12 protein-coding genes are annotated in these 11,786 nt (G+C 64.1%); all 12 read left to right on the forward strand.

Going from position 1 to position 11,786, the window contains the following annotated elements:
- The first annotated feature begins 17 nt into the window (after window positions 1-17).
- Window positions 18-1,301 carry a phosphopyruvate hydratase gene (eno, locus tag FXV83_RS14990; RefSeq protein WP_148740184.1) on the forward strand — a complete coding sequence of 428 codons (1,284 nt, stop codon included), beginning with the start codon at window positions 18-20 and terminating at the stop codon, window positions 1,299-1,301.
- Window positions 1,302-1,334: 33 nt separating this feature from the next.
- On the forward strand, window positions 1,335-2,468 hold the full coding sequence (locus FXV83_RS14995; protein WP_148740186.1) for a zinc-binding dehydrogenase: 1,134 nt from the start codon (window positions 1,335-1,337) through the stop codon (window positions 2,466-2,468).
- 210 nt (window positions 2,469-2,678) lie between these two features.
- Entirely contained in the window at window positions 2,679-3,230 is a 552-nt protein-coding gene (locus FXV83_RS15000) for an NADPH-dependent FMN reductase (RefSeq protein ID WP_148740187.1), read from the forward strand.
- A 230-nt stretch (window positions 3,231-3,460) separates the two neighbouring features.
- Window positions 3,461-3,778, forward strand: coding sequence for an FtsB family cell division protein (locus FXV83_RS15005; RefSeq protein WP_148740188.1), 318 nt, complete (start codon window positions 3,461-3,463; stop codon window positions 3,776-3,778).
- A gap of 215 nt (window positions 3,779-3,993) precedes the next feature.
- Entirely contained in the window at window positions 3,994-4,953 is a 960-nt protein-coding gene (locus tag FXV83_RS15010; RefSeq protein WP_187435913.1) for a helix-turn-helix domain-containing protein, read from the forward strand.
- A gap of 185 nt (window positions 4,954-5,138) precedes the next feature.
- Window positions 5,139-6,656 (forward strand): aldehyde dehydrogenase, encoded by a 1,518-nt coding sequence (gene adh / locus FXV83_RS15015; RefSeq protein WP_148740190.1) that lies wholly within the window; start codon window positions 5,139-5,141, stop codon window positions 6,654-6,656.
- A 255-nt stretch (window positions 6,657-6,911) separates the two neighbouring features.
- Window positions 6,912-7,934 carry a pyruvate dehydrogenase (acetyl-transferring) E1 component subunit alpha gene (gene pdhA / locus FXV83_RS15020; protein WP_148740191.1) on the forward strand — a complete coding sequence of 341 codons (1,023 nt, stop codon included), beginning with the start codon at window positions 6,912-6,914 and terminating at the stop codon, window positions 7,932-7,934.
- 29 nt (window positions 7,935-7,963) lie between these two features.
- Window positions 7,964-9,355, forward strand: coding sequence for a pyruvate dehydrogenase complex E1 component subunit beta (locus FXV83_RS15025; protein WP_148740192.1), 1,392 nt, complete (start codon window positions 7,964-7,966; stop codon window positions 9,353-9,355).
- Window positions 9,356-9,358: 3 nt separating this feature from the next.
- Window positions 9,359-9,661, forward strand: a complete 303-nt coding sequence (locus tag FXV83_RS15030; RefSeq protein WP_092181243.1) for a DUF5076 domain-containing protein — start codon at window positions 9,359-9,361, stop codon at window positions 9,659-9,661.
- A 2-nt stretch (window positions 9,662-9,663) separates the two neighbouring features.
- Window positions 9,664-10,116, forward strand: a complete 453-nt coding sequence (locus tag FXV83_RS15035) for a nucleoside deaminase (RefSeq protein WP_148740193.1) — start codon at window positions 9,664-9,666, stop codon at window positions 10,114-10,116.
- A 62-nt stretch (window positions 10,117-10,178) separates the two neighbouring features.
- A complete protein-coding gene (locus FXV83_RS15040; protein ID WP_148740194.1) occupies window positions 10,179-11,522 on the forward strand; it encodes a pyruvate dehydrogenase complex dihydrolipoamide acetyltransferase in 1,344 nt (447 codons plus the stop codon).
- 21 nt (window positions 11,523-11,543) lie between these two features.
- Entirely contained in the window at window positions 11,544-11,777 is a 234-nt protein-coding gene (locus tag FXV83_RS15045) for a hypothetical protein (RefSeq protein ID WP_148740195.1), read from the forward strand.
- Window positions 11,778-11,786: the final 9 nt, after the last annotated feature.

Consider the following 11,786-nt stretch of genomic DNA (forward strand, 5'->3'; position numbering starts at 1 on the left):
AACGGAAGTGCACCATCATGACCGCCATCATCGACATCATCGGCCGCGAAATCCTGGATAGCCGTGGCAATCCTACCGTCGAGGTCGATGTCGTGCTGGAAGACGGTGCGCTTGGCCGTGCCGCGGTGCCGTCAGGTGCCTCCACCGGCGCCCATGAAGCCGTGGAACTGCGCGATGGCGACAAGGCCCGCTATCTCGGCAAGGGCGTGACCAAGGCGGTCGGCGCCGTCAATGGCGAGATCTTCGAGGCGCTGAGCGGCATTGATGCCGAGCAGCAGGTCCAGATCGACCAGATCATGATCGACCTCGACGGCACGCCGAACAAGAGCCGGCTCGGTGCCAACGCCATCCTTGGCGTCTCGCTGGCCTGCGCCAAGGCGGCCGCGAACTCGCTCGACATGCCGCTCTACCGTTACGTCGGCGGCACCTCGGCGCGGCTCTTGCCGGTACCGATGATGAACATCATCAATGGCGGCGTGCATGCCGACAACCCGATCGACTTCCAGGAGTTCATGATCCTGCCGGTGGGTGCGTCCTCATTCGCCGAGGGCCTTCGCTACGGCGCCGAGGTCTTCCACACCTTGAAGTCGGAGCTGAAGAAGGCCGGCCACAACACCAATGTCGGCGACGAGGGCGGCTTTGCCCCGAACCTGCCGTCGGCCGACGCCGCGCTCGAGTTCGTCATGAACGCTATCGGCAAGGCCGGCTACAAGGCCGGCACCGATATCGTGATCGGGCTGGATTGCGCCTCGACCGAGTTCTTCAAGGACGGTAAGTATGTCTACGAAGGCGAGGGCAAGACCCGCTCGGTGTCCGAGCAGGCCAAATATCTTGGCGATCTGGTCTCGCGCTATCCGATCGTCACCATCGAGGACGGCATGTCGGAAGACGACATGGACGGCTGGAAGGAGCTTACCGACCTCATCGGCAAGAAGTGCCAGCTGGTCGGCGACGACCTCTTCGTCACCAACGTCAAGCGCCTCGCCGAAGGCATCAAGGCCGGCCGGGCCAATTCGATCCTGATCAAGGTCAACCAGATCGGCACGCTGACCGAGACGCTCGCCGCCGTCGAGATGGCGCACAAAGCCGGTTACACCTCGGTGATGTCGCATCGATCCGGCGAGACCGAGGATTCCACCATCGCCGATCTCGCGGTCGCCACCAATTGCGGACAGATCAAGACCGGTTCGCTGGCGCGTTCCGACCGCACCGCCAAATACAACCAGCTCCTGCGCATCGAGCAGCAGCTCGGCAAGCAGGCGCTCTACGGCGGCAAGATGGCACTGAAGGCGCTGGCATAAGCCGGCGCTTTGACAACACAGGGGAGGATCGACATGAGCGACGGCAACAACGGCCTGCAACTGCGTTCGCTGATCAAGAAGAGCGGTGAGCTCGAGATCTCGCTGGTCGACGTGCCGACCCCCGAACCCGGCCCGGACGAGGTCGTCGTCCATGTCGAGGCGGCGCCGATCAACCCGTCCGATCTCGGGCTTTTGGTTGGCGCGGCCGACATGAGCACGGCGAAGGTGTCGGGCACGAAGGAGTCTCCAGTCATCACCGCGAAGGTGCCGGAGGGCGCGATGCGGGCGATGGCGGGTCGGCTCGACGAGTCCATGCCGGTCGGCAATGAGGGCGCAGGCGTTGTCATCAAGACCGGCTCGTCCGACGCTGCGAAGGCGCTGATGGGCAAGACCGTCGCGATGATCGGCGGTGCCATGTACACGCAGTACCGAACCCTGAAGGCGAGGGACTGCCAGCCGCTACCCGCAGGCACCACCGCAGCGGAGGGCGCGTCCTGGTTTGTCAATCCGCTCACCGCGCTCGGCATGACCGAGACCATGCGTCGCGAGGGCCACAAGGCGCTGGTGCACACCGCGGCCGCCTCCAATCTCGGGCAGATGCTGAACAAGATCTGCATCAAGGACGGCATCCCGCTGGTCAATATCGTGCGCAGCAAGGAACAGGCCGACATCCTGCACAAGCTCGGCGCCAAATATGTCGTCGACTCCACCGCGCCGAGCTTCCTTGACGATCTCACCAATGCGCTGGTCGAGACCGGCGCCACCATCGCCTTCGACGCGATCGGCGGCGGCAAGCTCGCCGGCGACATCCTCAATTGCATGGAAGCCGCGATCAACAAGACCGCCAAGGAGTACAGCCGCTACGGCTCCAACGTGCACAAGCAGGTCTACGTCTACGGCGCGCTCGACACTCGGCCGATTGAGCTGCCGCGCGGCTTCGGCATGGCCTGGGGCGTCGGCGGCTGGCTGCTGTTTCCGTTCCTGATGAAGATCGGGCAGGCGGATGTCGCGAAGCTTCGCCAGCGCGTGGTCGATGAGTTGAAGACGACCTTTGCCAGCCACTACACCAAAGTGGTGTCGCTTCAGGAGGCGCTCGATCCGGTCAATATCGCGGTGTACGCCAAACGGGCGACCGGCGAGAAATTCCTCATCAATCCGAATAAATGATTCTGTTGGCCCAGAATCCGACGATCTGATCAGTCCGACATCGCATTCGACGATCAGGCCGCCTTGTGGCGGCCTGATTGTTTTGGGGCGACGGTCTCCTTTCGCGAAACTCAGTGTTTCCAAATCGGATCGGTTCATGCACTTGCATGCATCGGCCGGGATCGCTTAAGTGCCGGCGCTACACTCCCGCTGAAGATTTCGAGGACAACCATGGCCTACAACATCGTCACCATCGCCGGCAGCCTGCGCAAGGACAGCTTCTCGCTGAAGATCGCCAATGCGCTGGCCAAGCTCGCGCCGGCATCTCTCAAACTCGAGGTCGTCACGCCGGCGGGGATCTCGTTCTTCAACCAGGACCTCGAGGGCGCGCCGCCGGCGGACTGGCTGGCCTTCCGCGAAGAACTCCAGAAGTCGCACGGCGTCCTGTTCGTCACGCCGGAATACAATCGCGCGATCCCGGGCGTGTTGAAGAATGCCATCGACGTTGCCTCGCGGCCCTATGGCAAGAGCTCGTTCAACGGCAAGCCGGTCGGCATCATCTCCAACTCGCCGGGCCCGCTCGGCGGCGTCAGCGCCGCAAAGACCCTCCAGAACATCCTGCCCGGCATCGCCGGTCCGATCATGCAGCAGCCTGAGATGTACCTGAACGCCGTCGGCGATGCCTTCGACGCGGACGGCAACCTGATCAAGGACTCGCTGAAGCCCGTGCTCCAGGCCTATGTCGACGCCTTCGCCGCGCACGTGGCGAAGCATCACGGCTGAAGCCCACACCCAAGTCTCCGTCATGGCCGGGCAGAAGCGCGAAGCGCGCCTTCGCGCTAGGTGTCCCGGCCATCCACGTCTTTCCTTGTGGTGACGAAGAACGTGGATGCCCGGCACAAGCCCGGGCATGACGGCTAGTGAGAAAGAGCCCCGTCTATCGCGCTTCTATGCAACCGACCGGGCAGGGGAAATTAGCACTCCCTTAACCAACCTGTCCCATCATTGCCAAAATGGTCTCCCGCGCGCGCCTGAAATCGATCCTGACCGGTCTCGCCCTCTACGCGATGGCGGCTGCGATCGTCGGCTATTTCGGCGTCAACGCCTATACCGGCAAATACGGCCTGAATGCGCGCCAGGAACTCGACCAGGAGATCATCGCCCTGACGAGCGAACTTGCGCAGCTCAAGCGCGAGCGCGCCAGGAGCGAGCAGCGCGTATCGCTGCTGCGCTCGGAGAAGATCGATCCCGACATGCTGGACGAGCGGGCCCGCTTTCAGCTCGACTATGCCAATCCGCATGATCTCATTCGGATGACCCCGGCGAACTAGCCCTTTCTCCGCAGCGTTCGAAACGCATTGAAAGTCGCTGCCGAAAACCGACGGGCGGTCTCAGTTCTACCGAAAGTCGTAGGCTTGGGCCGGACTGCAGCCTTGACGGCGACGACGTCCCCGGTTCATGCCTTCTCCACGCTGCACACCAGGTTTGACGCAGATCAATCAGGCAGCGTCGGCACGTTCTAGATTGCCACCCGGAGGAAACAGTGATGAATGGGCAAGCCCCCCGGCATCACGCGGCCCGCGTCGAGGCTGCCATCGCGTCAGGCCAGGCGGCTCGCTCCGCGCTCGTGGCCTCGTGGCGCCGCTCGTCCCGGCTGCATCATCTCGATCCCGGCGGCCGTCACTCGCCGATGCGGCTGAGCGAAGCCGAGTTGCGAGCGGCGCGCGAGCGCATCGCGCCGCTGCTGGCCGCCGCGCGGGGTGCAATGGACCGGCTGTACCAGGCGGTCGGCGCCGCCGGCTGCTGCGTGCTGCTTGCCGATAGCGACGGCGTGCCGGTCGATCGTCGCGGCAGTCCGGCCGACGATGCCACCTTTCAGTCTTGGGGCCTGTGGACCGGTGCGCTGTGGAGTGAGGAGCACGAGGGTACCAACGGCATCGGCACTTGCCTCGTCGAGCAGCGTCCGCTGACGATCGACCGCGATCAGCACTTCTTCACCCGCAACACGCTACTGAGCTGCACCGCCGTTCCGATCTACGACCACGACGGGAGTCTCGCCGGCGTGCTCGACGTCTCCTCCTGCCGCGCTGACCGCACCGACGCATTTGCCAATCTGATCGCGCTCGCGGCGGGTGAAGCGGCCAGGCGGATCGAGGCCGATTTGTTTCGCAAGGCGTTCGCCCATGCCCGCATCGTGCTGACGCAAGCCACGGATGGCCAGTACGGCGGTCTGGTCGCGGTCGATGCGGATGATCTCGTGATCGGCGCGACAAGGTCCGCCCGGGTGGGGCTTGGGCTTGCACCCGGCCGCCCGTTGCAGCCGGTGCCCGCGGCCGATCTCCTCGGCGGCGATACCGCGCACGACCACCTTGCCGGCGGTCAGCGCGCGGTCTTGCAGCGGGCGCTGCTCCGCGCGGGTGGCAATGTTTCGGCGGCCGCCAAGGCCCTCGGCGTCAGCCGCGCCACGCTACACCGAAAGCTCAACCGGTTCGGGCTGAACCACTGAATTTACGATTTCGCCGGATCATGATCCATCCTTCATGCAGCCGCAGCGACTGTCGCAGAACTGCGACAGGTCGGCTCCAGCATCGTTTCCGCCCGGGCTGACAGAACATCACTCCCGCGACATCGTCGGCGCAAGTCGCGACCACGCGACGAATTTGCGCAAACAGCAAACATCGGGAGTGATCAATGAACAAGGTGGAATTCCTCAGCGTCACCAAGCATCCCTTCGCCGCACGCTACGACAACTTCATCGGCGGCAAGTTCGTCGCGCCGGTCTCGGGACGGTATTTCGACAATGCCTCGCCGGTGAACGGCCAGATCGTCTGCAAGATCGCGCGCTCCGACCAACAGGACGTCGAGGCTGCGCTCGACGCCGCGCATGCCGCCAAGGCTGCCTGGGGACGCACCAGCGCCGCCGAGCGCGCCGCGATCCTGAATACGATCGCCGACCGCATGGAAGAAAATCTCGAGCGCCTCGCCATCGCCGAGACCTGGGACAACGGCAAGCCGATTCGCGAGACCCGCGCCGCCGACCTGCCGCTTGCGATCGATCACTTCCGCTATTTTGCGGGCGCCATCCGGGCCCAGGAAGGCTCGCTCGGCGAGATCGACCAGGACACCATCGCCTATCATTTCCACGAGCCGCTCGGCGTGGTCGGCCAGATCATTCCCTGGAACTTTCCGCTGCTGATGGCCTGCTGGAAGCTCGCGCCCGCGCTGGCCGCCGGCAATTGTGTGGTGCTCAAGCCCGCCGAGCAGACGCCGGCCTCGATCATGGTCTGGGCCGAGATCGTCGGCGATCTCTTGCCGCCCGGCGTCCTCAACATCGTCAACGGCTTTGGCCTCGAAGCCGGCAAGCCGCTGGCCTCGAGCCCACGGATTGCCAAGATCGCCTTCACCGGCGAGACCACGACGGGCCGGCTGATCATGCAGTATGCCAGCCAGAACCTCATTCCCGTCACGCTGGAGCTCGGGGGGAAGTCGCCGAACATCTTCTTCAAGGACGTCACCGCAGAAGACGACGACTTCTACGACAAGGCGATTGAAGGTTTCGTCATGTTCGCGCTGAACCAGGGCGAGGTCTGCACCTGTCCGAGCCGGGCACTCGTCCATGCAGACATCTATGACCGCTTCATGGAGCGGGCCCTCAAGCGGGTTGCCGCAATCAAGCAAGGCGATCCGCGCGAGGCCGACACCATGATCGGTGCGCAGGCCTCCAGCGAGCAGCTGGAGAAGATTCTCTCCTACATCGACATCGGCAAGCAGGAGGGCGCGAAGGTGCTGGCCGGCGGCGGACGTGCCAACCTGACCGGCGACCTTGCTGACGGTTTCTACGTTCAGCCGACGGTATTCGAGGGCCACAACAAGATGCGAATCTTCCAGGAAGAGATCTTCGGCCCCGTCGTCTCGGTCACGACCTTCAAGACCGAGGACGAGGCGCTCGCGATCGCCAACGACACGCTCTACGGCTTGGGGGCCGGCGTCTGGAGCCGTGATGCCAACCGCTGCTACCGCTTCGGCCGGGCGATCCAGGCCGGCCGGGTCTGGACCAACTGCTACCACGCGTATCCCGCGCATGCGGCATTCGGCGGTTACAAGCAGTCGGGCGTCGGGCGCGAGAACCACAAGATGATGCTCGATCACTACCAGCAGACCAAGAACCTGCTGGTCAGCTACACCCCGAAGAAGCTCGGCTTCTTCTGATCGGGCAGGAGCGGGCGGCGTCATTCTGGCGCCGCTCGCTGCGGCAAACGGATGCTGACGGGCGCCGCGCTTCCAGGCGCGGCCCCGCGAATCGCTTGTGATTAAATTTGTTGCCGCATCGGCGCCAAAGATTTTCCAATATTTCGATCACGTTGCAGTGCGGCATAATGAAAGTCATATCATTCCGCCCCGGTGCTTTCGCGCGCGTTTGAACTGGGTTAGAGAGGGCTTAGTTTTCTCTGACCCGGAATTCCTATGGCCGCACCTAAGAAAGCCGCCGCGAGCACCCCACAGGATAAGACCAACGGCGGTTCGCCCCCGGAATTCACGCGGGAGCAGGAGCTCAAGGCGCTCCGCGACATGCTTCTGATCCGGCGGTTCGAGGAAAAGGCCGGCCAGCTTTACGGCATGGGCGCGATCGGCGGCTTCTGCCATCTCTATATCGGCCAGGAGGCCGTGGTGGTCGGCATGCAGATGGCCCTGAAGCTGGGCGATCAGGTCATCACCGGCTATCGCGATCACGGCCACATGCTTGCCACCGGCATGGAGGCCAAAGGCGTCATGGCCGAGCTCACCGGCCGGCGCGGCGGTTATTCCAAGGGCAAGGGCGGCTCCATGCACATGTTCAGCAAGGAGAAGCACTTTTACGGCGGCCATGGCATCGTCGGCGCTCAGGTCTCGCTCGGCACCGGCCTTGCGTTCGCCAACCACTATCGTGGTAACGACAATGTCAGCGTCACCTATTTCGGCGACGGCGCGGCCAACCAGGGCCAGGTCTATGAGAGCTTCAACATGGCGGAGCTGTGGAAGCTGCCGGTGATCTACGTGATCGAGAACAACCGCTATGCAATGGGCACTTCGGTCTCGCGCGCTTCGGCCCAGCAGGATTTCTCCAAGCGCGGCGCCTCCTTCAACATTCCTGGCAAGCAGGTCGACGGCATGGACGTCCGCGCCGTGAAGGCCGCTGGCGACGAGGCGGCGGCCTGGTGCCGGGCCGGCAAGGGTCCCTATATCCTGGAGATGCAGACCTACCGCTATCGCGGCCACTCGATGTCCGACCCCGCAAAATACAGAACGCGTGAGGAGGTCGAAAAAGTCCGCCACGATCAGGACCCGATCGAGCAGGTGCGCAACCGCCTCTTGGCCGCCAAGGTCAGCGAGCAGGATCTGAAGGCGATCGACGCCGAGGTGCGCGACATCGTCAACGCGTCCGCCGACTTTGCCCAGCATGATCCCGAGCCGGACGCCGCCGAGCTCTGGACCGACATTTATCGCTGAACGCGCGCAAGCTTTCTTTTGGAGTCGATATGCCAATTCAAGTGCTGATGCCCGCGTTGTCACCCACGATGGAAAAGGGCAACCTCGCCAAGTGGCTGAAAAAAGAGGGTGAGACCATCAAGTCAGGCGACGTCATCGCCGAGATCGAGACTGATAAGGCCACCATGGAGGTCGAGGCGACCGATGAAGGCACGCTCGGCAGGATCCTGATCCCCGAGGGCACCGCCGACGTCGCCGTGAACACGCCGATCGCGACGATCCTGGCCGATGGCGAGACAGCCGCGGATCTCGCCAAGGCGCCCGCGCCGGCGAAGCAGGAGAAGGCCGCCGAGTCTGCTCCGCCTGCCGCTGCAAAGGCCGAAGCGCCACAGCCCAAAGCCGCGCCGTCCGCACCGCAGACGGTCACTGAACCCGATCCGGAAGTGCCCGAAGGCACCGAGATGGTGACGCAGACCATCCGCGAAGCCTTGCGCGATGCCATGGCCGAAGAGATGCGCCGCGACGCCGACGTTTTCGTCATGGGCGAGGAAGTCGCGGAATATCAGGGCGCCTACAAGGTGACCCAGGGTCTCTTGCAGGAATTCGGCGCCAAGCGTGTCATCGACACCCCGATCACCGAGCATGGCTTTGCCGGCATCGGCGTCGGCGCCGCGATGACCGGGCTGAAGCCGGTCGTCGAGTTCATGACCTTCAACTTCGCCATGCAGGCGATCGACCAGATCATCAACTCCGCGGCCAAGACGCTCTACATGTCCGGCGGACAGATGGGCTGCTCGATCGTGTTCCGTGGGCCGAACGGCGCCGCCGCGCGTGTCGCCGCCCAGCACAGCCAGGACTATTCGTCCTGGTATTCGAACGTCCCGGGTCTCAAGGTGGTCGCGCCGTTTTCGGCCGCGGACTACAAGGGCCTGCTCAAGGCCGCGATCCGCGATCCCAATCCGGTGATCTTCCTCGAGAACGAGGTGCTCTATGGCCACACCGGCGCAGTGCCGAAGCTCGACGATTTCGTAATCCCGATCGGCAAGGCGCGCATCGTGCGCTCCGGCAGCCACGTCACCATCATCTCCTGGTCGAACGGCATGACCTATGCGCTGAAGGCCGCCGACGAACTCGCCAAGGACGGCATCGAGGCCGAGGTGATCGACCTGCGCACGCTGCGTCCGATGGACACCGAGACCATTGTCAACTCCGTCAAGAAAACGGGTCGCGCGGTCACTGTGGAGGAGGGCTGGGCGCAGAGCGGCGTCGGCGCCGAGATCGCTGCGCGAATCATGGAAAACGCCTTCGACTATCTGGACGCGCCGGTCGCGCGCGTCTCCGGCAAGGACGTGCCGATGCCCTATGCGGCGAACCTGGAGAAGCTCGCGCTGCCCTCGGCGGCCGAAGTCGTCGAGGCCGCCAAAGCCGTCTGCTACAGGTAGACCATGGCGGGCCCGAAGGAGCAGCCATTGCCGCCCGACGTCATGACCCGCGAGGACGCGGTTGAGATCCTGCGCGTGTTCGTGCTGGACGGCGGGCTGTCGATGGCGTTCCAACGCGCCTTCGAAGAGCCCGACATGTGGGGCCTGTTGCTGGTCGATCTCGCCCGTCACGCCGCGCGCGCCTATGCGCGCGAGAGCGAATATACCGAGGAGGATGCCCTGAACCGGATCCTCGAGATGTTTCAGGCGGAGATCGAGCGGCCGACCGATACCGGCACGACGACACCGCGCGGGAAGGGGCACTGACCGTGGCGATCGAGCCCTATCATTTCGATTTCATGCTGGAGGCGATCCGCGAGGCGGAGGCGTCTATCGCGCAGGGCGGCCTGCCGATCGGCGCGGTGCTGACGCGCGAGAACAAGGTCATCGCCCGCGGCCACAACAACCGCGTGCAGGAGAACAACGTGATCCTGCACGGCGAGATGAGCTGCCTGCGCGAGGCCGGCGTGATCTCGTTCCATGACACCGTCATGTACACCACGCTGTCGCCATGCTCGATGTGTGCCGGCGCGCTCGCTTTGTTCAAGGTCTCGCTGGTGGTGATCGGGGAATCCGTCACCTTCCCGGGCTCCAAGGACATCCTCGACAAGTTCGGCATCCCCTGGATCGATCTTGCCGACGACCGCTCCATCGCCATGATGAAGAATTGGCGTTCCATCCCGGCCAATGAGCGCCTCTGGCAGGGCGACATCGGCAACTAACCCTGGTCTGTTCGTCCTCGCTTCCGGGGACGACGTTTTTAGAAGTTCTTCGTGAGGTCAGCATGCCCATCAACATCCTGATGCCCGCTCTTTCGCCGACGATGGAGAAGGGCAACCTCGCCAAGTGGCTGAAGAAGGAGGGCGACAAGGTCAAATCCGGCGACGTCATTGCTGAGATCGAGACCGACAAGGCGACCATGGAGGTCGAGGCGATCGACGAAGGCACGATCGCCAAGATCCTGGTGCCCGAGGGCACGCAGGACGTCCCGGTCAACGACGTGATCGCAGTATTGGCCGGCGAGGGCGAGGATGTGAAGGCCGCGAGCGCCGGGGCTGCCAAGCCAAGCGCCTCGGCTGCGCCGCCCAAAGCCGCTGAAGCTCCTGCTGCCGCACCGGCACCGGCTGCTCCGAAATCGTCGCCTGCCGCGGCACCCGCGCCGCAGGCCGCGGCTTCCGCTGCGCATGGCAACGGCCATGGCGGCCGGGTATTTTCGTCACCGCTGGCGCGCCGTCTCGCCAAGGATGCCGGCATCGATGTTGCGATGGTGGCCGGCAGCGGCCCGCATGGCCGCGTGGTGGCACGCGACGTCGAGCAGGCCAAGTCCGGCAAGGGTCTCAAGGCGCCCGCCGCAGCCCCGTCCGGTGCGCCCGTGATCGCGCCGACCATGTCGGACAAGCAGATCCTTTCGCTGTTCGAGCCCGGCTCCTACGAGGTCGTCCCGCATGACGGCATGCGCCGCACCATCGCACAGCGCCTGACCGCCTCGATCCAGAACGTCCCGCACTTCTACCTCACCATCGACTGCGACATCGGCAAGCTGCTCGCCGCCCGCGAGGAGATCAACGCCGCCGCGCCGAAGGACAAGGAGAAGAAGCCGCTCTACAAGATCTCGGTCAACGACTTCGTCATCAAGGCGATGGCGGTCGCGCTGCAGAAGATCCCGAACTGCAATGTGAGCTGGACCGAATCCGGCATGGTCAAGCACCACCATTCCGATGTCGGCGTGGCCGTCGCGATGCCCGGAGGCCTAATCACGCCGATCATCCGCAAAGCCGAGACCAAGACGCTGTCGACCATCTCTAACGAGATGAAGGATTTTGCCGCGCGGGCGCGCTCGCGCAAACTGAAGCCGGAAGAATACCAGGGCGGCACCACCGCGGTCTCCAACCTCGGCATGTTCGGCATCAGCCACTTCACCGCCGTGATCAACCCGCCGCATGCGACCATCCTTGCGGTAGGCACCAGCGAGGAGCGTCCCGTCGTGCGCGGCGGCAAGATCGAGATCGCGCACATGATGAGCGTGACCCTGTCCTGCGATCACCGCGCCATCGACGGCGCGCTCGGCGCCGAGCTGATCGGCGCCTTCAAGCAGCTGATCGAAAATCCAGTCATGATGATGGTCTGACGCGCGGCAAAGGGGGCAACGTTGCATGTCCGTACCCGCTGGCCATGGATATCGCTGCTGCTTGGAGCTGTCGTTGCGTTCAACCCGATTGGGCTCGATTTTCTTTACTCCGCGTTCTTTGCCGGTGAACAGCTGGCACGGAACATCGCCCAGCCTATCGTTCTGATTGCCTTGGCCGTGGTGGCTTTGGCGACGATGCTCGAATGGCTGGTGAGGTCTTTTCTGATCAGGCGCCGCGCCCGCGGCGCCTCTTGAGTTGAACGG

This window comes from Bradyrhizobium hipponense (assembly GCF_008123965.1).
GTDB classification, from domain to species: domain Bacteria; phylum Pseudomonadota; class Alphaproteobacteria; order Rhizobiales; family Xanthobacteraceae; genus Bradyrhizobium; species Bradyrhizobium hipponense.